The 24478-nt window shown below is 60.7% G+C and carries 22 protein-coding genes and 3 pseudogenes; 14 read left to right on the top strand and 11 right to left on the bottom strand.

Annotated features, from left to right (window positions below):
* Positions 1-42 precede the first annotated feature (42 nt).
* From D5400_RS20060 to D5400_RS20050, 3 genes are all read right to left on the bottom strand, one after another.
* Positions 43-789 (bottom strand): class II aldolase/adducin family protein, encoded by a 747-nt coding sequence (locus D5400_RS20060; protein WP_126012087.1) that lies wholly within the window; start codon positions 787-789, stop codon positions 43-45.
* 203 nt (positions 790-992) lie between these two features.
* The gene (locus D5400_RS20055; protein ID WP_126012085.1) at positions 993-2735 is read right to left on the bottom strand and encodes a thiamine pyrophosphate-binding protein; all 1743 of its coding nucleotides are present in this window, start codon (positions 2733-2735) and stop codon (positions 993-995) included.
* Positions 2736-2746: 11 nt separating this feature from the next.
* A complete protein-coding gene (locus tag D5400_RS20050; protein WP_126012083.1) occupies positions 2747-4201 on the bottom strand; it encodes an aldehyde dehydrogenase family protein in 1455 nt (484 codons plus the stop codon).
* A 231-nt stretch (positions 4202-4432) separates the two neighbouring features.
* Between D5400_RS20050 and D5400_RS21660 the strand changes: the two are divergent.
* The 6 genes and pseudogenes from D5400_RS21660 to istB form a co-directional block, all read left to right on the top strand.
* Positions 4433-4675 (top strand): annotated as a pseudogene (locus D5400_RS21660) (integrase core domain-containing protein); the annotation flags it as partial.
* 173 nt (positions 4676-4848) lie between these two features.
* The gene (locus D5400_RS20040; RefSeq protein WP_126012081.1) at positions 4849-5418 is read left to right on the top strand and encodes a biotin transporter BioY; all 570 of its coding nucleotides are present in this window, start codon (positions 4849-4851) and stop codon (positions 5416-5418) included.
* Between the two features lie 16 nt (positions 5419-5434).
* On the top strand, positions 5435-6100 hold the full coding sequence (locus D5400_RS20035) for an energy-coupling factor ABC transporter ATP-binding protein (protein ID WP_126012079.1): 666 nt from the start codon (positions 5435-5437) through the stop codon (positions 6098-6100).
* Positions 6097-6690, top strand: a complete 594-nt coding sequence (locus tag D5400_RS20030; protein ID WP_126012077.1) for an energy-coupling factor transporter transmembrane component T family protein — start codon at positions 6097-6099, stop codon at positions 6688-6690. Before D5400_RS20035 ends, D5400_RS20030 begins: the two co-directional genes overlap by 4 nt.
* A 490-nt stretch (positions 6691-7180) precedes the next feature.
* Positions 7181-7755 (top strand): annotated as a pseudogene (locus D5400_RS20025) (hypothetical protein); the annotation flags it as partial.
* Positions 7703-8529: pseudogene (istB, locus tag D5400_RS20020) on the top strand (IS21-like element helper ATPase IstB); the annotation flags it as partial. The pseudogenes D5400_RS20025 and istB, both read left to right, overlap by 53 nt.
* A gap of 325 nt (positions 8530-8854) precedes the next feature.
* Here istB and D5400_RS20015 read toward each other — a convergent pair.
* The gene (locus D5400_RS20015) at positions 8855-9172 is read right to left on the bottom strand and encodes a PRC-barrel domain-containing protein (protein ID WP_126012076.1); all 318 of its coding nucleotides are present in this window, start codon (positions 9170-9172) and stop codon (positions 8855-8857) included.
* A 460-nt stretch (positions 9173-9632) separates the two neighbouring features.
* On the opposite strand from D5400_RS20015, the gene D5400_RS20010 reads away from it, so the two are divergent.
* The 5 genes from D5400_RS20010 to D5400_RS19990 all read left to right on the top strand — a co-directional run bounded on the left by D5400_RS20010 (position 9633) and on the right by D5400_RS19990 (position 12769).
* The gene (locus D5400_RS20010) at positions 9633-9851 is read left to right on the top strand and encodes a helix-turn-helix transcriptional regulator (RefSeq protein WP_126012074.1); all 219 of its coding nucleotides are present in this window, start codon (positions 9633-9635) and stop codon (positions 9849-9851) included.
* Positions 9838-10125, top strand: coding sequence for a hypothetical protein (locus D5400_RS20005; protein ID WP_126012072.1), 288 nt, complete (start codon positions 9838-9840; stop codon positions 10123-10125). Before D5400_RS20010 ends, D5400_RS20005 begins: the two co-directional genes overlap by 14 nt.
* 104 nt (positions 10126-10229) lie before the next feature.
* On the top strand, positions 10230-10502 hold the full coding sequence (locus tag D5400_RS20000) for a type II toxin-antitoxin system VapB family antitoxin (protein WP_126012071.1): 273 nt from the start codon (positions 10230-10232) through the stop codon (positions 10500-10502).
* Positions 10499-10912: a type II toxin-antitoxin system VapC family toxin gene (locus D5400_RS19995; protein ID WP_126012069.1), complete on the top strand. Its 414-nt coding sequence runs from the start codon at positions 10499-10501 to the stop codon at positions 10910-10912. Before D5400_RS20000 ends, D5400_RS19995 begins: the two co-directional genes overlap by 4 nt.
* 126 nt (positions 10913-11038) lie before the next feature.
* Entirely contained in the window at positions 11039-12769 is a 1731-nt protein-coding gene (locus tag D5400_RS19990; protein ID WP_126012067.1) for a recombinase family protein, read from the top strand.
* A gap of 206 nt (positions 12770-12975) precedes the next feature.
* On the opposite strand, the gene D5400_RS19985 is transcribed toward D5400_RS19990, so the two are convergent.
* From D5400_RS19985 to D5400_RS19955, 7 genes are all read right to left on the bottom strand, one after another.
* The gene (locus D5400_RS19985; protein WP_126012065.1) at positions 12976-14712 is read right to left on the bottom strand and encodes an SLC13 family permease; all 1737 of its coding nucleotides are present in this window, start codon (positions 14710-14712) and stop codon (positions 12976-12978) included.
* 56 nt (positions 14713-14768) lie between these two features.
* Entirely contained in the window at positions 14769-16181 is a 1413-nt protein-coding gene (locus D5400_RS19980; protein WP_126012063.1) for an FAD/NAD(P)-binding protein, read from the bottom strand.
* Positions 16159-17217, bottom strand: a complete 1059-nt coding sequence (locus D5400_RS19975) for a sulfate/molybdate ABC transporter ATP-binding protein (RefSeq protein WP_126012061.1) — start codon at positions 17215-17217, stop codon at positions 16159-16161. Before D5400_RS19975 ends, D5400_RS19980 begins: the two co-directional genes overlap by 23 nt.
* Positions 17218-17245: 28 nt before the next feature.
* Positions 17246-18121 carry a sulfate ABC transporter permease subunit CysW gene (gene cysW / locus D5400_RS19970; RefSeq protein WP_126012059.1) on the bottom strand — a complete coding sequence of 292 codons (876 nt, stop codon included), beginning with the start codon at positions 18119-18121 and terminating at the stop codon, positions 17246-17248.
* Positions 18111-18971 carry a sulfate ABC transporter permease subunit CysT gene (cysT, locus tag D5400_RS19965; protein WP_126012057.1) on the bottom strand — a complete coding sequence of 287 codons (861 nt, stop codon included), beginning with the start codon at positions 18969-18971 and terminating at the stop codon, positions 18111-18113. The genes cysW and cysT overlap by 11 nt, the downstream gene beginning before the upstream one ends.
* A gap of 6 nt (positions 18972-18977) precedes the next feature.
* Positions 18978-19997 (bottom strand): sulfate ABC transporter substrate-binding protein, encoded by a 1020-nt coding sequence (locus tag D5400_RS19960; RefSeq protein ID WP_126012055.1) that lies wholly within the window; start codon positions 19995-19997, stop codon positions 18978-18980.
* A 102-nt stretch (positions 19998-20099) separates the two neighbouring features.
* Positions 20100-20546 carry an RrF2 family transcriptional regulator gene (locus D5400_RS19955; protein ID WP_126012053.1) on the bottom strand — a complete coding sequence of 149 codons (447 nt, stop codon included), beginning with the start codon at positions 20544-20546 and terminating at the stop codon, positions 20100-20102.
* A 305-nt stretch (positions 20547-20851) separates the two neighbouring features.
* On the opposite strand from D5400_RS19955, the gene glf reads away from it, so the two are divergent.
* The 3 genes from glf to D5400_RS21325 all read left to right on the top strand — a co-directional run bounded on the left by glf (position 20852) and on the right by D5400_RS21325 (position 24408).
* Positions 20852-23041 carry a UDP-galactopyranose mutase gene (gene glf, locus D5400_RS19950; protein WP_126013649.1) on the top strand — a complete coding sequence of 730 codons (2190 nt, stop codon included), beginning with the start codon at positions 20852-20854 and terminating at the stop codon, positions 23039-23041.
* The gene (locus tag D5400_RS19945) at positions 23034-24179 is read left to right on the top strand and encodes a glycoside hydrolase family 1 protein (RefSeq protein WP_126012051.1); all 1146 of its coding nucleotides are present in this window, start codon (positions 23034-23036) and stop codon (positions 24177-24179) included. Before glf ends, D5400_RS19945 begins: the two co-directional genes overlap by 8 nt.
* A gap of 61 nt (positions 24180-24240) precedes the next feature.
* Positions 24241-24408: a hypothetical protein gene (locus D5400_RS21325; protein WP_164527974.1), complete on the top strand. Its 168-nt coding sequence runs from the start codon at positions 24241-24243 to the stop codon at positions 24406-24408.
* Positions 24409-24478: the final 70 nt, after the last annotated feature.

The raw sequence follows: 24478 nt of genomic DNA, 5'->3' as shown, positions 1-24478 counted from the left end.
CAAGATCGGCCGGCGGATCTCCCATCCAGCGGCCTTCATTCTCTAAAGACCGCTGAAACCGGCGCGGCCGACCCAGTAGTCCCAGGCGCGTGCCAGTGGCATTTCGCTGAGCAGCATCTTGCTGGCCATGTCGATCTCGCCATCGGTCAGGTACGTCACCTCTCCCAGTTGCCTAGTCTGCTGGATGAGTGCGGCGTTATCCTTCAGCGCGATGGAAATCATGATGACCGAGCGAATGTCGGCGGCGGCACAGATGCAGCCGTGGCCACGCAAGAGCGCAACGCGGCTGTTCGCGAGCGTTCGCGCCAGCGAGTGGCCCATTTCCATACTGTCGACGAGCATGTTGGTGTCGCCGAATTCGTCCTGGCTGTCCCAGGTGTGGATATCCTTGCCGATGACCGATGCCATGTGAAACATCGGCCGCAGAGAGATGTCGACCATCGTGAACGGCAGAACCGACCGGGCATGGTGGTGCGTCACCGAGTTGACGTCCGGGCGATCCTTGTAGATTGCGCCATGGATGTGACGCTCGGCATATGGCCGGCGGTGATCGTCGCCGACGAGTTCGCCGTCCAGCGTAAATTCCATGATATCGCCGCGGGTCACGACGGCAGGGCTGCGCGACCGCGACAGAAAATATGTATTCGGATTGAGCGGATTGCGGACGCTGATATGCCCGAAATCGTCGATGACGTCCTCTCGCGCGAGAATCCGGTTCGCGATGACCAGAGCGGTCAAGGTCGCGTCCAAAACTGCTGCGTCGCCCTGACGCGTGATTTGCTGGTTCATGCTGGTGGCCCTCCATCTACTGAAGAGATCCTAACTTGCCGCCTGCCTGGTATCGAATATATAATTCCTATCCAACTATAGCCCGGAAGCTATTTTGCGCTCTTTGAACTGCGCGTCCCGGTCTATCTCGTCAGGCGAAGGGGCAAGCAGCTCTTCCATTTCCAGGTATCGCTGATGGAAGAGCTGACCCGCGGATTGAAGGGTCAGGAGCCGCTTCGCAGAGCCCCGACCATGGAAGGCGCATAGCCTTTCGCCGTATCGATCTCGATGACCGCGGTTCCTCCATCCGCAACGACGGCGAGTGCCCCGTCAATCGTTTGAAGCAGTGCGTCCGCGCCACGAACCAGTCCCGGGCTGAAAGCTCCGAACCCGCGCGCAATGGCGCTGATGTCGATATCCGGGTCATTCATCACGATGCCGACATGCTTGTTTTCAGGAGGACGGCGACGGTGCTTCGCCACGGTCTCCTGATGCACCTCGTCATTGTAGAACGACCGGTTGTTGAGGACGATGACGAGAAGCGGAACCTTCTTGTTGATACCGGTCCAGAGTGCCGAAGCATTCATCAGGAAATCCCCGTCGCCGAGAACAGCCAACGGCAGACGGTCGCTTTCGGTGTCGCGCAGCGCAAGCGCTGCGCCCACGGCCATGCCGCAGCCCGAGCCGATACCGCCGCCACCGTCGTAGCCAAGCGCCCCGAGCGGATGATCCACCGGCCAGTCCGCTCCTGTCCAGCTCAGCGGTCCGCGGATGAGGCAGGGCTTGTGAGCGTCGAGCTTGGAACGGAGAAGGGCGGCGATGTCCTGTGGCGTCAGGATATCGCCTGTCGGCAGTTCCGGTTGTGACGGAAGGCCAGGCAAGGTCGCTTTGGCCAGGCCGAGGGCCGCAGCAAGCGCCGCGATCACTCGGTCCGGTTCGTTCATGAAGGCGATGTCTGCCGGAAACGGCGCGCCGCCATCCTTCGACCAGCCGCGATGCGCGTAACTGTCGAGCGATGCCGATATGATCTTGGCGGGCACGACGCCATCGGTGAAGACCGACCGTAATGTTCCGCCGAAATCCAGCCAGTCGAAATTGACGATCACGTCGGCCGCCGCAATCGCAGCCTTTGCATCGGCATCTGGAAAATAGCCTGCTTTGCCAATGGTCGCCGCGTGCGTTGTCGGGAATGTGGATCCGGTCTTGAAGTCGGTGATGACTCGGGCCCCGAGATGCTCGGCCAACGCGACGCGGCGGTTCCAGTCGTCGAGATCGCGCGACATGCGACCCATCAGCATCACGATGCTTTTGGCATCTCCAAGCATTGCCGTAGCCGACGCAACGAGCTCAGCGGCCGGGTCCGTCGACACGGGTGCGCCGCGGCGTCGTACATCGATGGGAGCGAGGGCCGTCCCGACCTTTTCTTCCTGAAGCGCCGCATCGATATTGACGTAGACCGGGCCGCGCGGCGCGGTCTCCGCGATCGCTGTGCCCTGGAGCAAGGCTTCGCGTGCCGCCGCGACGCTGCCGGGTTGATCGTCCCACTTGATGAAATCGCGCACCAGCGCGCCCTGGTCCTGAGCGGTATGAATCCACTCGATCCAAGGCCGCCGCTTGGCGGCATCGAGTGGTCCCGTCGCGCCGATCACCATCATTGGCACCCGGTCACAGAACGCGTTGAAAATCCCCATGGACCCGTGCATCAGCCCGACATTCGAATGAAGCGCGACGGCCATAGCCCGGCCCGTGATCTTGGCCCAGCCGTGGGCGATCGCGACAGCTGCTTCCTCGTGGATGCAAAGGAGAATTTCCGGGTCGTCGCTGGTGAAATTGACCAGACTGTCATGAATGCCGCGATAGCTGGCGCCCGGGTTGAGCGCGATATAGCGCATGTCGAGCGCGCGCAGCGTCTCAGCGATCACGTCGGAGCCCCATTCAGGCGTCTGGTTCTGTGTCTTGTCCTGCATGGCCGATCCCGTCAGAGCATGATGTTGATGGTTTTCGTCTCGGTGTAGCTGTAAAGTTCTTCGCGACCTTCCTCGCGACCGACGCCGCTGGTTTTCATCCCGCCGAATGGGACGCCGAGGAAGTGCATGCTCGCCCCGTTGATCCACAAATGACCCGAGCGGACCTTGCGCGCCATGCGGAGCGCATCGCGGATATCGTTCGTCCAGATCGCCCCGGTCAGCCCGTATTCGGTGGAATTGGCCATTTCCACAGCCTGGTCGAAGGACTTCCATTTGCTGACGGCGAGCACCGGGCCAAACACTTCGTTTTGCCAAAGCCGGTGCGCTGGCGTGATGTCGGCATAGACGGTCGGGGCGACCCAATAGCCCTTTTCGAATTGCTTGCCGACCGGCCTTCCGCCGCCGAGCATCTTGCGCGCTCCATCGGCATCAGCGGCTGCGCAATGCTCGAGGATACGCTTCATGTGGACCTCGGAATTGACCGGTCCGACATCCGTGGTTTCGCTCAAGGGATCGCCGAGCTTAAGCGCCGACACCCGTTCGACCACCGCCTTGAGCACTCGGTCGTGAATGTCCTCGTGCAGAAGGAGCCGGCTGAGCGATCCGCAACTTTGCCCCTGCCAGGAAAAGTTCATGCCGGCGACGGCTGCATCCGCGATCTTCTCCGGATCGCAGTCGGGAAAGACGATCATCGGGTTCTTGCCGCCGAGCTCCAATGAGATGTGCTTGACCGTCACCTCAGCTGCGGCGCGCTGGATGGCGCGGCCCGTGACCGGCGATCCGATGAAGGCGATGCGCTTGATGCGCGGATGCCGAACGATGGCATCGCCGGCGCCGCGCCCGTCGCCGGTAACGATATTGAACAGACCGGCCGGAAGAACCTCTTTGGCGATCTCGGCAAGGATCATGGCCGATAGCGGCGACGTCTCCGGCGGCTTGACGATCACGGCGTTGCCGGCAGCCAATGCTGCGGCAGTCCGCGCGACGGCGAACATCACGGGATGGTTGAATGGCGCGATGCGCGCCACGACCCCATAGGGCTCATGCATCGTCATATGGATATGATCGCGCGTGGCGGGAATCGTTTCGCCGCGGAGATCCGGACCAAGGCCGGCATAGTAGCGCAAGGATTCCACCGCGGTCGGAACGTCGATCATCCGCATCGGACGGATCGTGTTGCCGGTGTCCGTCACCTCGACGCGCAGGATCTCGTCAGCCCGGGCCGCAATCGCGTCGGCAAATCGGTTCATGACCTGGGCGCGATCCATCGGCGTGCGCGCCGCCCATTCGGGCCACGCCTTCTCTGAGGCGACCACTGCGCGCTCGACGTCATCGCGCGTCGCAACGGGCACGCGGCCGATCGGTTCTTCAGTTGCTGGATTGACCGAAGTCGACCATTCGCCGCCTCCACCCTCGACCAGTTCCCCGCCGATGAGCATGCGCTCGGCCTGAGTGATCCGCTCCATAAGACTGCCTCCCTGATGACAGGAGAGGAATTGCGTGTCAGGAACGATTAGTCAAATATATAGATGTACCCGTCGTTATAGCGTCGAGGGTATCGAAGGATTTGGCCCAAGCATCAAACACACGTTTCGCGACTTGTTGCCGCTAGTTTCGGACCGGTCTCTGATGTCTCCGAGGGGGCAGGCGATAAGGCGCAGCGGGCTTCCTCCAATGCTTGATCGCAGACGGGGACAAAAGGCGTGACGCTCGACTTCAGCCGGATGGTAAAACCGACCCACAACGCCAAAATCGAAGCATTCAACGGCCGCTTCCGGGCAAGGTGGTTGAACGCCCTCTGGTCCTTTCCGTGGCCGATGTGGTCAAAAAGATGAAGATTGGCGCAGACACTATAACGAGGTTCGCCCAAATGGGGCGAGCGGTACCAGAGGCCGATTTCGTTGCTCAATCTCGATGGCGCCACCAGCCCGCCTTCGTAGAAAAAGCGGGGAAACTGAACCTTCGGGCGGTCCAAAGAATGGGATCAGAGCAAAACGGTCTAGGATCTAATCGCAGCTGCATGATAGTCAGTCGCAGGTCAGTAACTCACCGATTGAGACAAGCGCCTGACGATCCGCTAAGCCACAAATTCTTAGACACCAAAGGAACTATTATGGAAACGCGTGATATCGTCTTCATCGCTCTTTTTGCGGCAATTACGGCTGCATTGGCGGTCTTCCCACCGATCACTCTACCCGTTGTCGGCGTGCCAATCACAGCCCAATCTCTTGGCGCCATTCTCGCCGGTGGCGTCTTGGGAGCAATGCGCGGTGGCCTGTCTATCGTTCTTTTCTTGCTGCTCGTCGCGGTCGGCCTTCCCTTGTTGCCGGGTGGCCGAGGGGGGGTCGGAGTCTTTTTAGGGCCGACCGGCGGTTACCTCTTCGGCTGGATCGCGACTGCAATCGTGGTCGGTTTCCTCGTAGAACGCTTCTGGCATCAGCTCAACTATCTCAACGCCTTTTTAGCGTCTGTGGCAGGAGGCATCGTCTTCCTTTACGCCATCGGTATTCCTTGGAGTGCAGCGGTTGCGCAAATCTCGTTCGCGGCCGCATTTATTGGTTCATTGCCGTTTATTCCCGGCGATATCATCAAGTGCTTGATCGCTGCGGTCGTCATCGTGATTGTGAAGAGATCCTATCCGATCATCACGCCATACAAGCGTCATGCTGCGACGATCCGATAGGGAGCAGGTCCTTACGATGATCTCTTTCTCGAAAGTGGTTGTCGAGAAAGGCGACCGGGTGATCCTGCGCGATATCAATGTGGAACTTCATGAAAAGCGCGTCGGAATCATAGGACGTAATGGGTCGGGCAAAAGCACATTTGCCCGGCTCTTTAACGGGCTGGAAAAGCCGACCTCGGGTACGATCAGCTTCGATGGTTCAACCGAACCGAAGGACTTACGCGGCAAGGTTGGTTTCGTGTTCCAAAATCCCGATAATCAGATCGTCTATCCGATCGTAGGCGAGGATCTCGCCTTCGGTCTTAAAAATATGAAACTGTCTAAGACCGCAATTGAAGAGCGCATCGCGGAAGTAACGGCGCGTTTCCAGATTGAGCACCTGCAAGACCGATTGACCCACCAGCTTAGTGGCGGAGAGCGTCAAATGGTGGCGCTCGTTGGGGTGTTGGTCATGCAGCCGCAGATGATTATTTTCGATGAACCGACCACATTGCTTGATCTCTGGAACAAGCGGCGACTGATGCGGGCGATCACAGACCTGCAAGAGCATGTAGTACTCATATCGCATGATCTCGATCTTTTGAGGCAATTCGATCGGGTCATCCATATCGAGGCGGGCCGCATTGTTGGTGATGGCGAGCCAAACGCCGTCATCGACGACTATATTGCGAGGTCGGAATGATCGTTGATCTCTATGTCTTCGGAGACAGCCCGGTCCATCAACTACCGCCAGATTACAAGATCCTTTCCCTATTGCTGTTTTGCACGCTCCTGTTTCTCATTCCCGGTTGGATTCCGCTCTCCGTTGGAGCCGCGTTTGTGGCTATCGGGTTTGGGGTTGCAGGTATCGGAATTTCGCGAGCTTATCAGGCTATCCGGCCCGCATTGTGGATTCTGGCCATTATATTCGTGGCGCAAATCTTTTTGGTCGGGGTCGAGCTTGCCATCTTCGTTGTCTTGAGGTTTTGCATTTTGATCTTAGCGGCTTCACTCATCACCATGACCACCAAAACGAGCGAGTTCGTTGAAGGCATTCTTGCCGGCCTTCGCCACGCCCCTTCGTGGGTTCCTGCCGATCAGATCGCCCTGGCTATCTCGCTCGCGTTACGCTTCATTCCATTGATCAGATCGACCTTGGAGGAAGTCAGAATGGCGCAGAGAGCGCGCGGCCTCGATCGAAGCATTAAGGCGCTCTTGGTGCCCCTGGTCGTGCGGACACTGAAAACCGGCGATGAGATAGCTGAGGCAATCCAGGCACGATCACCTTATTGAGATGTAAGACCAGATGTCCATCTCTACTGATTAGGTAGCTCGTCCTACCTCGCGCGTCCGAGGGTGGTTCGGGCGGTCCCAGCCGGAGCATTGACGTGCTCGCCTGAATGTCCCCATTCATGGGCTAGCTCTGTTCAGTTTGTGGTCAAATCCGGACCGGGTTCCAAACTGGTTCGGTGTGAGCCTGGAGTGCTCCCCGTTTCACTGGACAAGTCGGCTAGTTTGATTTTGCTCGGATGAACCGCCTGGGGGGAAGCCATCTTGAGCGCTGATTGTGGATGGATCTCGTTATACAACTCGACGACGGTACACCCCCGCGATCGGATTTGAACGCGAGCTTCTTTACCCGTGGCATCCCTGGGCCGAGCGGAAAGTCTTTATCCACGAGGTAATCGACAAAAAGGTGCGGTGGTTCTCCGATGCACCCTTTCTGGCCAGTCATTACATCGGTGGCTGAAGATTCCGGCCTGGATGTTCGACCGAGCGATGCGGCTTCACCTTGCGTAATGTCTTTTACACTGTGCCATCACGGCTCATCGGTCACCGGCTGCGCGTGCGCCTTTCCGACGACCGTCTCGACGTCTTTATCGGCGGCACGCATCTGATGGCGCTCCAAAGAGGACGTGCGCACGCCAGCGGCAAGCACGACCAGGTGGTCGATTATCGGCATGTCATCCATTCGCTGCGCAAAAAGCCGATGGCGCTGCTTCAGTTTGTCTATCGCGAAAAGCTGTTTCCACGGCAGGAATACCGCAGGGTCTTTGAGGTTCTCATGGACCGGCTTTCCGACAAACAGGCCTGCAAGATCACCGTCGAGCTCCTGGCTTTGGCCCACGATCGGGGCTGCGAGCGGGAGCTGGCAGGCGGCTTGCCAAAATCCTCGATGCGGGCGAACTGCCAGAAATCGTCGCGCTAAGGACCGCATTCGCACCCGATCCGGGGCAGGTGCGGACCGTTAACGTCCGTCTTGCCTCCCTTCACGGCTATGAGGGCGCCACCTGGAGGACGCCGCATGAGAAACGCTCCTGCCATCTACGCTGCCAGGCTCAGCACGCTGCTCAATGAACTCCGCCTGCCAGCCATCAAGGTCCTTTGGCCAGATTTCGCCAAACGGGCCGACAAGGAAGGGTGGCCAGCGGCGCGCTCCGCGATTGCCGAGCACGAACTCGCCGAACGCGATCGCCGCCGCATCGAACGCCATCTTGCCGAGGCGCGATTGCCACCGGGAAAGACGCTCGACAGCTTTGACTTCGACGCCGTGCCGATGGTTCCAAGGCGCAGGTGATGGCGATCGCCGCCGGCGATAGCTGGCTCGCCATGGGAGCCAATATCCTGTTGTTCGGCCCGCCCGGTGGCGGCAAGAGCCATCTCGCCGTTACAATTGGCCTGGCGCTGATCGAGAGCGGCTGGCGGGTGCTGTTCACGCGCACGACCGAGCTCGTTCAGAAGCTTCAGGTGGCGCGGCGCGAGCTCCAGCTCGAATCCGCCATCGCCAAGCTAGACAAATTCGATTCGCTCATCCTTGATGATCTCGCCTATGTGACCAAGGACCAGGCGGAAACGAGCGTGCTCTTCGAGCTCATCTCAGCCCGCTACAAGCGGCGATCCATCATGATCACCGCCAACCAGCCCTTCGGCAAATGGAACAGGGTCTTCCCCGATCCCGCCATGACGCTCGCCGCCGTCGATCGTCTCGTCCACCACGCGACCATCTTTGAGATGAATGTCGAAAGCTACCGTCGTCGATCCGCGATGGAAGCCAAACGCCAACGCGGCCGGCCGGCTTCCTTCGCGACAACCAAAAACACCGCTGAGATTGACGCAGCGCGACAATCAGAACCCGACGAAGCCCTTGCCAGCGACAATCACGATGATACCGTCGCCGATAACCGCGAAGCCAGAATCTCATCCAGATTGTCGCTCTATAGACACTGGCGCGGTGAGCGTAACTTAAGCCCCCTTGCGGGTGGACCTTACACTCGTCGTCGATCCGTTTGGGCTGTAAGGCCTGTATGGCGCAGGCGACCGGAAAGATGGCGGTTAGCGACCAATCTATGGATATCGCCGGGTCACGGCATTTTTGAACCGGCAAAGGCGATGTGATGGAAAGCCGATGGTCAACACAAACGCATGCTAAGGGGCCTGCGCAGAACGGACTGACAATTCAAGTTTTGCTTGGCTTGCCGGGTTCTTGATGCTCAGGCATCTCTTTGAGCTCGACTTCCGTCAAATTAGTCGAAGCAAAAACGTCACCGTTTTCATCGCGCATGATGTCCAGGTCACGTGCGGGCACCACCACCGACTTGGATCCAAATCCCAGAAAGCCACCAATATCGATGACAACCTGGCTGTTTGGTCCAACACCGTGAAGGTGAACGATTGTTCCTACCGCCTCGTCATTGGCACCGTAAACTCGAGCGCCTTTGAGATTGCGACGGGTAATCTCCATGTCGATCAACCGAACGTCTGTGGCTTTATCCATGGGCTCGCCTCTAGGTTCGAAGATCGGCCTCACCGAGGCGATCCTTCGTCATGGCCGACGCCACACTTCCAGCGTCACCGGGTTATCACGCGATCGAGCCTCAGCGGGGCTATCAGTGGTTTCAAGCGATGGCAAATGAAGTTGCAGCTATCGAGAAGGAAGGGACGTTACATTCTCGATAGCTGCAAGGCCCTCTTGCTGGGGCATTCTGCGTGTGTGGTCCCATAAGATTTTAGGGGCAAATTGGTTCCGGCGACATTCGGCCCTCGACAAACGTGCTTTTTGGGCTCCGATCAGAACGTGGCTTTCTGCTTCAGGTATCCAGCGGCGATCTTTCCGATTTGCCGCCCTTTATACGACGCAACACTGCTCCCTGAGATTCCTCCTTGCGCGCGCATGACGGAACGTCCTGTCGTGGCTCTCGAACTGTCAGAGAGAACCAGCAGGAGGCATCGCCATCATGGCCGCGCCAGACCGCATCATCCGAATGAACACCGTCCTTGGTCGCACCGGGCTGTCCCGGTCGACGATCTATCGCAAGATCGCCGAGGGTACATTCCCGGCCCAGCTGAAGATCAGCACACATGGTGCCGGATGGCGTGAGTCCGACATCAATCGCTGGATCGCCAATCCTGTTGTATGGCGCCCAGAAGAAGAGGTCGGCCATGGCCGGCGATGAGGAGCGGTTCTCAAGAGAGAGGCCGGCAAATGACAATCGGTCGCCTGAAGGGTTATACGAGCAGTCGCTCAAGCAGCCAGATCCGAAATCCAAGGCTGTTGCGTCTGAACGCCTGGATAAGGTTGTGCTGTCCATCGCCCGATTGATCGGTCGCCGCATGGCCCGCGAAGACTTCAACGCATCACAGCCTGCCAACGATAATGAGTCGTCGGCAGGGGTGGGCAGGATGACAAGCGTGCGTCGCACGGAGACCGACAAGGAGGATGATGTTTGAGCGGGAAGCCGCTGGCGGAGCCTCCGCATCAAAAGCGGCCATCTTGCTTGAGACGAGGTGGCGTTCGTGCTATCTAGAAGGCATGTATAGACAGCGAGGTCGCTATGGCGCTCAGCATCAAAACTGAAGAAGCCGACAGACTGGCACGGGAGCTCGCGCGGCTTACCGGAGAGACCATGACCGACGCGATCACCAAAGCGATGAGCGAGCGACTGGAGCGGTTGCGCGCTGAGCGGGAGACAAATGCCGACTATGCGGAGCGCATGAAGGCATTCGTCCGCGATCGTGCTGATCGCTACGATCGGCGGCCGGTCTCCAAGGATGAATGGGATGACGCTGTCGGCGATACACCCGAGATGCTCGGTCTTGCCCGATGATCGTGGTGGACTCGTCCGCCATCATCGCAATCCTGTTCGAAGAGCCAGAAGCGTCCGCCTGCATGCATGCTCTCCAGGAAGCGCAACCGCGTCTGATCTCCGCCGTCAACTATGTCGAGACCGGCACGGTGATGGCTGGCAGGATCAAGGGTGGAGACCGCCGGTCGGCGATTGCCGACCTCGACGCTTTCCTGACCGACTTTCATATCGACATTGCATCCGTCGATGGCCGACAGGCGCGTGCGGCGATGCGGGCGAGGATCGAGTATGGTCAGGGCTTCGGCACCAAGGGCGGCCTCAACTTCGGCGACTGCTTTGCCTATGCATTGGCTAAGCAGAATGCGGCGCCCTTGCTTTATGTCGGCAACGACTTTTTGATGACAGACATCCAGGCGGTGCTCGCCCCATGATCTGAATGTTCTGACCGGTGGAGAGGCTCAGAAGCAATACCGAAGATCGGAGCGCCAGTGCCGAAGATCAGAGCGCCCGTGCATGAGACCCGGTCGTCAGGCCCGAATGCTGAGAGAGGTATGCGCATGACCCGCACAGCCCTTTATGCCCGCTACTCATCCGACCAGCAGAACGCGGCATCGATAGAGGATCAGTTCCGGCTTTGTCGCGATCATGCAAGACGGGAGCGATGGGAGACGGTGGGCTCCTATGAGGATGCGGCCATATCCGGCGCCAGCACGATCCTGCGCCCCGGCATTCAGCGCCTCATGCGGGATGCAAAGCTCGGCGAGTTCGATATTGTTCTGGCGGAAGCGCTTGACCGCATCAGCCGCGATCAGGCCGACATCGCGACGCTCTACAAGCATCTGAAGTTTGCAGGCGTCACCATCGTCACCCTGGCAGAGGGTGAGATCTCCGAGCTGCACGTCGGTCTCAAGGGCACGATGAATGCGCTCTTCCTCAAAGACCTTGCCATGAAGACCCGTCGTGGTCTGCGGGGCAGGGTGGAGAAGGGCAAGGCAGGTGGAGGTCTTTGCTACGGCTACAAGGTCGTCAAGAAGCTCGATGCCAATGGCGACCCTCTTCGAGGCGATCGTGAGATCATCCCCGAAGAGGCCGAGACGGTCCGCCGCATCTGCCGGGAGTTTGCGTCAGGCAAAAGTCCCAAGTCAATCGCAACAGATCTGAACAAGGAAGGCATCCCGGGCCCGCTTGGTCGCGCCTGGGGCGATACCTCCATTCGCGGTCACAAAACGCGCGGCACCGGCATCATCAACAACGAGCTCTACACCGGCATGCTCGTCTGGAACCGCCTGCGCTTCGTCAAGGACCCAAGCACGGGCAAGCGCGTCTCGCGTCCCAATCCGCAATCAGAATGGATCAGTACAGAAGTCCCGCATCTTCGGATCGTCGATGATGAACTCTGGAATGCAGTCCGCGCACGCCAGCAGCAGATCTCGACGATCTTCGGACCGAATGATGCCAACACGCGAGAAGGCCGGATGAAGCGTCTTCATCTCGCCAATCGGCCGGGCGCTCTTCTCTCCGGCCTGCTCACCTGCGGGTGCTGCGGCGGCAAATACGGGATCATCCTGCCGAACCGCTATGGCTGCCTGAACCATCATCGCCGCGCCACCTGTGACAACAACAGGACGATTACCCGCGCCAAGATCGAGGCCCGCGTTCTTGCTGGCCTCAAGGAGCGGCTCGTGTCGTCCGAAGCGGTCGCAGAAGCTGTGCGCAGCTATGGCGAGGAAATGAACCGGCTGAGCCGGGATCGTCGGGTCGAGGCGCAAGGAGATGAGAAAGCCCTGGCCAAGGTGGAACGGGCCATCGCAGGAATTCTATCGGCGATCGAGGATGGGATGTACCAGCCATCCATGAAAGCCAGGATGGACGAGCTCGAGCAGCAGAAGGCGGAAATCTCAAGACGCTTGTCAAAGGCGACCGCCACCATCCCCGAGGTCCATCCGAACATCGCCGACAATTATCGGCGATGGGTCGAACGCTTTGCCGAAGCACTCCAGGACCCGGACGGAGGAAGGCAGGCGGCAGAAGCGCTGCGTTCCCTCATCGGTGAAATCGTGCTGATGCCGGGCAAGAAACGCGGTCAGGTGCATGCCACTCTACGCGGTGAACTGATGGGGATTCTAAGCTTAGCCAATGCGAAGGAGGGGGGCGATTCCGACGCCCTTTTTATGCCAGCTGTGGCTGCGAGCCCCCGCAACCAAATCACCAAACATCATACAATCTTAGCATCGCCGCTGCCGCAGAATGGTCGCCGCGGTAGAACTCGACGTGCACCTGGGCCCTGACCGCGATGAAGGCAGGTCAAAAGCTTGCCGCGATAGCCTAGCCTTCAACACAGCCCCAGCATCCCGCATGGGGCTTTTTGCATTCTGTACTCGCTAGACAATAGAATCGCGGCTCACCCGGGAGGCGCGGATGCCTGAACCGGTCCAAATACGCAACTCATTCTTGACGTTGCATTTGGCCGAGGATGTCTCAGCGCTTCGGTCGCTCACAACCAGAACACCCCTATCGCAAGAATCGCCATGACGAACGTGGACACCGTCACGGGGCCACCCGCGATCACGAAGTCTCGGAAGTGATAGCCGCCAAGGCTCATGGCGAGTGTGTTGTTGTGGTGCCCGAAGGGCGTCATGAAATCGATGGAAGCGCCGATCGCCACTGCCATGAGCAGCGGCTCGGGCGCGGCACCCGTGCGCGCGCTGAGTTCGAGGGCGATGGGGGCGAGGATGATTGCTGTCGATGCGTTGTTGACGAAGGGCGTGATGATCACGGCGACGACGAGCATGGCGATGGAAAGATAGAGTTCGTGTGTACCCGGAAGCAGGTCGATGATGCCTGCAGCGATGAGATCGGCAGTGCCTGTCTCGTGGACTGCGTTCCCAAGCGGGATCATGGCTGCCAGCATGATCAGGATCGGCCAGTCGAGCTCCGCGAGCGCCGTGCGCAAATTGAGATGGCCGCCGATCAGCATGGCGAGAATGGCGGCGCCGAATGCGATTTCGGGTGGCACGAGGCCGCTCACCGCACATGCGATGCCGGCAGCAAAGAAGGCGAGCGGCATCAGGGAGCCATCGGAAGGGCCGGTCGATCGCCTGGCAGGCGCTAGCAGCAGCGCTTCGGCTTCGTCCACCACCGACAAGATGGCGGCACGATCTCCCTCGACATAGAGGATGTCGCCTACCGACAGGCGCATGTCCGACAGGCGCCCCTCTACGCGCGTGCTGCGTGTTGCGATGGCCCGAACGCTGACAGAAAATTCCCGGAAGACTGCGGCGGTGCGCGGCAAGGAACCAACGAGGAGAGAACCTGGCGTCACCACCATCTCCGCCATCTCCCGCGCCCGAATGGAGCCCGTCCAACCGAGCTGGCCTGCGTCGATCATTTTTTCCAACCGACTGTGCGCAATGCGCATGACGCAGACATCACCAGCAGCAAGCGTGATCGTATCGGCCCGTCCGAATACGTGCTGCCCATTTCTGATGACCGCGAAGATCTGCGCCTCATGGGCTGCCTGCAATTCGCGCGGCGTCATCGCGACCAATGATGAAGCTGGCGTGATCGTCACTTCAGTGGTCACGGCCCGATCGACCGCGCCGAGCGCGATCTGATCGATCCGAAAGCCGGCGATGCGCGGCGCCGACCAGAGCGCCACCACCGCAAGGCCGGCCAGGGCGACGGGCACGCCCACCCAGGCGAAATCGAAGAAGGCGAAGCCCGCGCCGGTTGTCTCGAATAGAGCGTTGCTGACGATGAGGTTCGCCGGTGTTCCGATGACCGAGCCGAGGCCGCCGAGCAGGGCGGCAAAGGAGATCGGCATGATCAATTGCCGCGGATCCATGCCGGTGGAACGCGCGACGCTGAGCGCAATGGGGACCATCATGACGAAGGCACCGATATTGTTGACGAAGACCGAAATCGCCGCCGTGAGCGCGCAGAGCGAGAGCGTGATCCGCAACGTGCTTGCACCAAGGCGCTGAATGCGCGCGGAGAGCACGTCGATCAGCGGCGTGCGCCCGATGACCTGGACGATGATCAGGATCTCGATGACGGTGATGACAGCCGGGTTGGAAAGGCCGGAAAAGATCGTCTCGGCTGGAACGATGCCGATGAGGAAGGAAAGGCCGAGGCCGCAGAGAGCGGTAACTTCGATCCTCGGCCGCTCCAGTGCAAAGCAGCCGAGCATCCCAAGCAGGATGGCGATGATCCCGACCTGTTCAAAACTCATACTTTCCCCTCGCTACTGGCGGCGAGGGTTACAGGGCTGCCGGTCAACGGCAAGTGCTAATCGGCGTTCAACGTTCTTACCACATTGGACGCAATGATTCCCGCCATCGCGCGGGACTGGTCGACGATCTCGCGGATACCGGTGATTTCAAGAAGCGCCCCCTGACCCAGCGGTCCAAGCGCGAAGAGGTCCGATTGTGGCCTGCCGTCTGATGCGTGAACCCGCCCGTCGGGTGTGACATCGATCCCGGCGCCGGCGCGCGGGCGGCGCGCCAGCCCGCTCTCCAGCAGGCTTTTCATCAGCGGAGTTTGCGCAGACGCGTGATGGCCGCTGCAATCGATGGCGAGGTCCGCCGTTATGCGCCTGCTTGTGCCCGTCCGTTGATCCTTCAAGACGACCACGTCGTCTGCGACCTCCATCACCGCGGCGCGGCGAATGCACGTGTCGTTCCGTGAAAGCTCGCGTTGCAGGCGTATGGCCGAGGCTAGGGGAAGACGATGGCGATGGGAGAAATAGTAGGGCTTCAGGTGCCGAAGAAACGCGTTCTGCTCTGCCGTGCCGAGCGCTTGCCATGTCTGTCGGGCGATCGGGCGAAACCCGTTCATCAGGCCCTGCCAGCTCTGACCTCTGGCAACGGCCTCGCGGGCTTGCTGGCGAAAGGCATGGAGGATGTCGCTCGGCCGATCGTCGTCGGCATCCGGCCTGAACGGGATGGCCTGAACGGCGCGCTCCGTGTGCGGCGCCGGCAGAATGCCGCGGCGAGACACGAGGTCGATCGTGCCTTGAAAGCCCATGTCACGAAGCAGGAACAGCATGTCCACCATGGTCAGGCCAGTCCCGACGAGGACGGCGTGACAGCCATAGTCGAGATCAGCATCGTCAAGGTTTGAGAAGGCGGCTCGACCAAAGCGTGCCTTCGGGCTGAAGACGCCATAGCCGGTCGCGATGATGATGACGTCGACACCGAAGTGTTCGGAGCCGGCCTTCACGACGATCCGGCCATCCGCATTGCGTTCGACAGCCGTTGCCTGCGCCTGGATGAAGCGGCTCGCCAGCGGTGCGTGGCTGAGAGCTGCCATCGCCCGCTCCGAGACATAGTCGCCATAGGTCGCGCGGGGCATGAAGGTGTCGCCGAGATGGTCCGGCGAAGGTGAGCCGACTGGATCGCGGGCGCTGAGCCAGCTCAGAAAATCATCGGGCCGATCGGGAAAAAGGCTCGCATCGCGGCTGCGAACATTGAGCAACTCGCCGGCCCGCGCCCGGCCATAGGCCAATCCCTTCCCGAAATCGGGCGACGGATCGATCAGAAGCAACTCTGCCGGCGTATTGATAGCATCGGCAATCGCAACGGCGGCGGCAGCGCCGGTGAACCCCCCGCCGACGATCGCAACCCGGTAAGGGCGGGACGACGATCGGGGACCAGCTGCTGCGCCGCCGCTCATGCCGCTAATTGCCGCTTGCTCCATCATTGCGGTAAAGCCGCCACCGCTTTGGCTTGAAGGCCACGCGGCCCGTTTCGCCGATCGGGTAATCTGCAGGTACCTCGATTTCGACGCGCGTCCGGTCGCCGCCGATCTCCAGTTCCAGATGGCGCGTTCCAGCGACGCGCCGCTGCGCCGCGACGGGGCCGGCAAGACCGCCGCCGGGGGTGTCGGACAGTATCTCGATGTCCTGCGGACGGAAATAGAGGGTTGCCGGTCCGTCGGCTTCGCCGGACACGTCGATGCCGAGCGGCCGGTCTGCAAGCCATGCCTGACCGGTTTCGATCCGGATCGGCAGCGCATTGGATTCGCCGATAAAGGAAAACACGAAAGGCGACGTCGGTCGGTCGTAGATGTCGTCGGCGGTTCCGACCTGTTCGATCCTGCCCTGGCTCATCACCACGACGCGGTCGGCAAGTTCCAACGCTTCTTCCTGATCGTGCGTCACGAACACGGTCGTATGTCCGGTCTTGTCGTGGATCTCGCGAAGCCATTTGCGCAGGCCCTTGCGCACCTGGGCGTCGAGCGCACCGAATGGCTCGTCGAGCAACAGGACGCGCGGCTCGATGGCAAGCGCGCGCGCCAGTGCCACGCGCTGGCGCTGGCCGCCGGACAACTGGTTCGGATAGCGTTTCTCCAGTCCCGGCAGCTGGACGAGATCCAGGAGCTCGAGCACCCGCCGCTCGATCTCGCGCTTGGGCGGGCGGATCGCAGCAGGGCGCACATTGAGCCCGAAGGCGATGTTGTCGAGCACCGTCATGTGCCGGAAGAGCGCGTAATGCTGGAAGACGAAGCCCACATTGCGATCCTGCACGGACCGGTGCGAGGCATCCTCGTCGCCGAAGAAGATCGCGCCGTCCGTCGGCTGTTCCAGCCCAGCGATCAGACGCAGCAGGGTCGTCTTGCCTGACCCGGAGGGGCCGAGCAGTGCGATCAGTTCGCCGGATCGGATGTCGAGCGACGTCTCATGCAATGCAGGAAAGCGGTCGAATTCCTTCCGGACCTTGTCAATTCTCAGTTCCATGAATGCTGTTCCTTGTCGCGATGAGGCGTCAGTGGCCGACGCTGTCGCGGCTGTATCGAAGTTCGAGAAGGGCCTTGAGGACGAGCGTTACCAGCGCGAGCAGCGCAAGCAGCGAAGCCACGGCAAAGGCGGCCGAGAAATTATACTCGTTGTAGAGGATCTCGACATGAAGCGGCATCGTGTTGGTCTGGCCGCGCAGGCGCCCTGAAATGACCGACACAGCGCCGAATTCGCCCATCGCGCGGGCATTGCAGAGCAGAACGCCGTAGAGCAGGCCCCATTTGATGTTCGGCAGGGTCACCCGCCAGAAGGTCTGCCATCCATTGGCGCCAAGCGAGATCGCAGCCTCTTCCTCGCCCGTTCCCTGGTCCTGCATGAGCGGGATGAGCTCGCGCGCGACGAAGGGAAAGGTCACGAAGATCGTGGCCAGCACGATGCCGGGCACTGCAAAGAGGATCTGGACCCCGTAGGACTGAAGATAGGGGCCGAGAACGCTGCCTGCGCCAAACAGCAGGATGTAGATCAATCCGGCGATGACGGGCGAGACCGAGAAGGGCAGGTCGATCAGCGTGATGAGAAACGCCTTGCCCTTGAATTCGAACTTCGCGATTGCCCACGCTGCGGCGACGCCAAAGACGAGATTGAGCGGCACCGCAATGGCTGCGACGAGCAAGGTGAGCTTGATGGCCGCCAGCGCATCCGGCTCGCGAAGCGCCGCAAGCGCGGCACCGAGACCGTTGCGCAGCGCCTCGGTGAACACCGCGACCAGCGGGATCACCAAGACCAGCGCCAGGAAGCTGAGCGCGATCCCGATGAGGATTGCCCTGGCGATCGGCCGTTCCGCGACGGGATCGCTCCAGCCGCGGCGCCGATCTGCAGCGGCGGGGGTGATGTCAGTTGCCATAGCCGAACCGCCTCCTGCTCCAGGCTTGAATGAGATTGATCGCCAGAAGAACGGCAAAGGAGAAGATCAACATGATCAAGGCAATGGTGGTCGCACCGGCGTAGTTGTATTCCTCCAGCCGGATGACGATCAGCAGCGGTGCGATTTCCGAAACGTAGGGAATATTGCCCGCAATGAAGATGACCGAGCCATACTCGCCGACTGCCCGACCGAAGGCGAGCGCGAAGCCCGTCAGGATCGCGGGCGCGAGCCCAGGCAGGATGATGCGGCTGATCGTCTGGAAGCGGTTTGCGCCGAGCGTCGCGGCAGCCTCTTCGACTTCACGGCTGATTTCTTCCATCACCGGCTGAACGGTCCGGACCATGAAGGGCAGGCCGATAAAGATCAGCGCGATGACGATACCGGTCGGCGTGTAGGCCAGCCGGATGCCGTAGGGCGCAAGATACTGGCCGATCCATCCGTTGGGCGCATAGAGCGCTGTCAGCGCGATCCCCGCAACGGCCGTCGGCAGCGCAAAGGGCAGGTCGACGATCGCATCGAGGATGCGGCGGCCGGGGAAACGGTAGCGCACCAGAACCCATGCGACGATCACGCCGAAAACAGCGTTGACGAGGGCCGCAATGAGCGAGGTGCTGAAGCTGACCCGCAGCGCCTGAACGACGCGTGGATCGGTGGCGATGGTCCAGATACCCGACCAGCCAAGGGCCGCGGACCGAACGCCGAGGCCCGCAAGCGGGATGAGGACGATGAGGGTTAGGTAGGTCAGCGTGAAGCCGAGCGTCAGCCCAAATCCTGGGATGACGCTCGGCTGCTTGAACCTCCAACCGGATGCGGTTGCAGATAATGCCATCGTTGATTATTGGCCCGGACGATAGATTTCGTCGAAGACGCCGCCGTCACCGAAATAGAAGGGCTGCGCTTCACCCCAGCCACCGAAATCCTCGATGGTGACCAGCTCGACGTCACCGAAGCGTTCGATGTCTTCGGCTGCTGCTGTCTCCGGACGGAAGGGGCGGTAGAAGTGCTTGGCGGCGAGCGCCTGGCCTTCGTCCGAATAGAGATAATCGAGATAGGCTTCGGCGAGTTCGCGGGTGCCTTTCTGGTCGACATTGCCGTCGACGATCGCGACCGGCGGCTCGGCCAGGATGGAGATCGAGGGCGTCACGATGTCGAAGGCGTCGGGGCCGAGTTCTTCGATTGCGAGATAAGCCTCGTTTTCCCAGGCCAGAAGCACGTCGCCGATCTGGCGCTGGACGAAGGTCGTCGTTGAGCCGCGGGCGCCGGTGTCGAGCACGGGAACGTTGCGGTATATCTGGCCGACAAACTCCTTTGCCTGGTCCTCATTGCCGAATTCGGCCCGCGCCCATGCCCAGGCCGCAAGGAAGTTCCAGCGCGCGCCGCCCGAGGTCTTCGGATTCGGGGTAATGACCTCGACGTCGTCGCGGATCAGATCGTCCCAGTCCTCGATGCCTTTCGGATTGCCCTTGCGCACGAGGAACACGATGGTCGACGTGTAGGGGGCATTGTTGTTTTCGAGCGTGCCGCGCCAGTCAGCCGGGATCTTGCCGGATTCCTCGGCAATGGCGTTGATGTCCGCTTCAAGTGCGAGTGTGACGACGTCAGCGGCCAGTCCGTCGATCACCGTGCGGGCCTGAGCGCCGGAGCCACCGTGCGACATCTGGATGGTGACGTCGTTGCCCGTGTCAGCCTTCCACTTCGCAATGAAAGCGGCGTTGAATTCGCGGTAGAGTTCGCGGGTAGGATCGTAGGAGACATTGATCAGGGTCTCCTGCGAAAACGCCATGCCCAGCGCTCCGAACTGGACGGTGCCGGCCAAAAGGGCGGCAGTGAAGATCTTAGAAAACCGAGTGCGCATAGGAACCTCCGAGTGGATTGCCTTTAAACTCTATCGGTTTGGTCGTGTATAAGAACGCAGTTTTCCACTGTTGGCAATCTGCTGCGAGAAACGCTTTGCCGTTCAGGCGAGCTTTCGCGCAATGAACGTTTCGACAGGGGCGCCGAGGCTATCGGCAATGGTCGTGTTGTCGAGCACGCCACGGGTGGCGACCGCGACCTTCTCGAAGACGCGCCGAACTTCGCAGGTCGCTTCGTCCGTGCAATCGTCACAACGCTGATAGGCGACGCGGCTCAGGCAGGGGAGCGGCGCCAGCGGTCCGTCGATGATGCGCAGGATCTCGCCAAACGAAATATCCGACGCGTCTCTCAGCAGCAAATACCCGCCCATCTTGCCGCGTCGGCTGACGACGATACCGTGGTGCTTGAGGTCGAGCAAAATCTGCTCCAGGAATTTCTTCGGGATGTCCTGTTCCTCGGCGATCTGTCCGATCATCACGGGCTCGTCTGGCGCGGCACGCGCCAGTGCCACCAGCGCCCGCAAAGCGTATTTGGATTTCTGAGAGATCATCGAAGGCCGCCTTTTGCCGTAGCTATAATGGATCGGCACCGTTCGGCAAAGTCTCGGTCTCGGTCGGGAGGGTTTCGTCGAAAGCAATACACAAAGGGAACATGACGACTGATTGCCGGTTCGGTGAGCCCCAGGCCGCGCCCGACCGGTGTCGGAGAGCCGACCACGATCAGTTGAAGGACCCGATCTTGAACATTGCAATCGATGGCGCTTCACCCGCCAAACCAGAGCAAGCGGTCAAAACGCCAATCTGTTGCTTCTCTCACCTGCGTTGGGATTTCGTCTTCCAGCGGCCGCAGCACATCATGACGCGGCTCGCAACGGAGCATCCGGTCTATTTCTTCGAAGAACCGATTGACTGCAAAGAAGGCGGCGACTTCCTGGAGTACCACCCCACGCGTTTCGACGGGGTCACGGTGATCCGTCCGCGCATCGCCGAAACACTGTCCGAGGACGAGCGCGACGAGCGACTGCAGATGCTGATCACGCGCTTCTGCAACGCGAGCGCCATTCGGAACCCGATCGTGTGGTTCTATACGCCGATGATGTTGCCATGGGTAAACGGCGTGAGCCCCATGGCCGTCGTCTACGATTGCATGGACGAACTATCCCAATTTCGCTTCGCCCCGCCGCGGCTCATCGAGCGCGAGCGCGAGTTACTGGAACGAGCGGATCTGGTCTTCACCGGCGGCCACAGCCTTTACGAGGCAAAGCGCCACCTGCATGACGACATCCATCCCTTTCCGTCCGGCGTCGACGCCGAGCATTTCGCACAGGCACGACTGAGCGAGCGCCAAGCGCAGGAAACACCCGTCTTCGGCTATTACGGCGTGCTGGACGAGCGGATCGATCTGGACCTCATTGCAGAGGTTGCGCGGCTGCGGCCCTCCTATCGCTTCGAGATGGTCGGGCCCGTGGCAAAGATCGATCCCGCGTCGCTTCCGCAAGCCGCCAACATTTCTTATCCAGGCGCGGTGTCCTACCGCGACCTGCCCCGATGCCTGGCTCGCTGGGATGTCGCGCTCATGCCTTTCGCACTGAATGATGCGACGCGCTTCATCAGTCCCACGAAGACGCCGGAATACCTCAGCGGCGGACGGCCTGTCGTGTCGACGCGCATCCGTGACGTTGAGAGACACTATGGTGATCTCGAAGGCGTTTGGATCGCCGACAGCGCTGCCGATTTCGCCACAGCCTGCGATGAAGCGCTCGAGCTCGCCAGCCGAACCGAATGGCTCGGGCCCGTCGACCGACTGATTGCACAAGGGTCGTGGGACCGTATCGTATCGGAGATGACGGAGCATCTGGCGCGCGTCACCGAGCGCCCGACAGTCCAGTCGCAACCCTCATTCCCCACCCCTTACCGAAGCCGCCCTCCAGCCTTCGACTATCAGATCATCGGAGCCGGTTTCGCCGGCGCCGTGCTGGCCGAACGGCTCGCGAGAGGATCCGGCAAGAAGGTGATCATCTGCGACAAGCGGGAGCATATCGGCGGTAACGCCTACGACATGCATGATGCCGCCGGCGTTCTCATTCACCGCTACGGGCCGCATATCTTCCATACCAACAGCGCCGATATTTTCGACTATCTCTCCCGCTTCACCGAGTGGCGTCCCTACGAGCACCGCGTTCTGGCATCGGTTGGCGATAAGCTCTTGCCGATGCCGATCAACCGGCAGACGTTGAATGCGCTCTACGGCCTGAGGCTCGCCGGCGAAGAAGAAGCCGCCGCATTTCTGGCGAAGATCGCCGAGCCGGTGGATGTGATCCGCACGTCACGCGATGTCGTCATATCGCAGGTCGGCCAGGATCTTTATCGCAAGTTCTTCGAGGGCTACACGCGCAAGCAGTGGGGGCTCGATCCGAGCGAGCTCGACAAGTCGGTCACGTCCCGCGTTCCGACGCGAACATCGACGGATGATCGCTACTTCCTCGATCGTTACCAGGCGATGCCGCTCAAGGGGTACACCCACATGTTCGGCAACATGCTGGACCACCCGGACATCACGATCGAACTCGGCGTCTCCTACGACGATCTCAGCAGCGAGAAGCTGGCCGCGCACACGATCTATACCGGGCCGATCGATCAGTTCTTCGATTTTCGCTATGGCGCGCTGCCCTATCGCAGTCTCGAATTCCGGCACGAGACGATCGACAGGATGCAGTTTCAGCCGGTGGCCGTGGTCAACTATCCATCGGAGGACATCCCGCACACCCGCATTACCGAGTACAAGCATCTGACCGGCCAGAGCCACGCGAAGACGAGCATCTCCTACGAATATCCCTGCAGCGAAGGCGACCCTTATTATCCGATCCCACGCCCGGCCAACCAGGCGCTCTACAAGAAATATGAAGCGCTCGCGGCCACCCGCCACGATGTGAGCTTCATCGGTCGTCTCGGCACTTATCGCTACTACAATATGGATCAGGTCGTCGGCCAGGCACTTGCAACCTACCGCAAGCTCGAAGCAGTCAAGGAGATGGCCGTTGCGTGAGGCCGTCGCCCCAAGCCTCGACCGGGAGAGGGTGTTTGCGAGCTTTTTCCAGGCAGGCTTCGAATGCTCGACGCATCGTCGCGCCGATGGCAATCGGCTCGATCTCCTGCAGGCCACGGGTCATGCCGCGCATTGTCTTGCCGATTACAGGCAGGTGAAGTCGCTGGGCATGAAGACGGTGCGCGATGGCGTGCGGTGGCACCTCATCGAAGCGGCCGGCAGCACAGGCCGGACCTGGGACAGTTTCCTGCCGATGCTGCGGGCATCGCGGGAAACCGGCGTGGAGGTCATCTGGGACCTGATGCACTATGGCTGGCCGGATGACGTGGATATCTGGAAGCCTGACTTCGTCCGTCGGTTTGCGGCTTTCGCGGCCGCGACAGCGCGGCTTGTGAGGAGCGAGACCGATCGGGTCCCGTTCTATTGTCCCATCAACGAGATCTCGTTCTTCTCCTGGGCCGGTGGCGATAGCGCCTTGATGAACCCGATGGCGGAAGGCCGTAGCTTCGAGCTGAAGGTGCAGCTCGTGCGCGCCGCGCTCGAGGCGACCGAAGCGATCCGTGCGGTCGATCCCCGTGCGCGGTTTCTCTACTGCGATCCGGTCGTGCGGATATTTCCCAAGCCTGACCATCCGGACGATGTCCAACACGCGATCGGTTATGAAAACGCCCAGTACCAGGCCTGGGACATGCTTTCCGGCGCACTCTGGCCGCAGCTTGGCGGCGATCCCTCCTTTCTCGATATCGTCGGCGTCAACTACTACCCGAACAACCAGTGGTACTACGAAGGCGAAGCGCTGCATCAGGGCCATCCCTTGCGTGTGCCGTTCAGCACCATCCTCGCCGACGTCGCCGCACGTTACGGCCGGCCCGTCGTCGTCTCCGAAACGGGCGCCGAGGCCGACCAGCGTGCCGGGTGGTTCACGATGATCGCGGACGAAGTCGAACGCGCGCTGTTCGATGGCATCGATGTGCAGGGCATCTGTCTCTACCCGATCATCGACCACGTGGGCTGGGACGACGAGCGCGCCTGCGAGAGCGGATTGCTCTCGATCGAGATGTCGGACGGGGCCCGCCGGACCCATGCGCCGCTCGAGCAGGTATTGCATGCGCAACGCCAGCGACTGCCGCTTTGGTGAGATGGAACATGCCGGTGCGCGGCTGGTTGGGCCAGGAGACATCCAAACAGGAGTTCCACTCATGACCTACCGTTCAGACACTCTCGTCGGCGACGATCTAACCAGACAACCGACGTCGCGCGTCGCCCACAGAAGCGGCGCGATTTTCGAGAGCCAGGATGTCGCTGGCGCGGCGGTGGCCACGCTGATGATGCTTGGTCCGCTGCTTGCCTATTCCTTCGGCTTCTGATGCCTGAGCCGCTCTCATCGCGACTGCGGCTTTTGTGTCTTCCATGGTACAAGGTGAAGGTCGAGAACGC

The sequence above is a fragment of the Georhizobium profundi genome (assembly GCF_003952725.1).
Classification (GTDB): domain Bacteria; phylum Pseudomonadota; class Alphaproteobacteria; order Rhizobiales; family Rhizobiaceae; genus Georhizobium; species Georhizobium profundi.
Note: the sequence above shows the minus strand (reverse complement) of the source record. Positions and strands in the feature narration are given on the sequence as shown.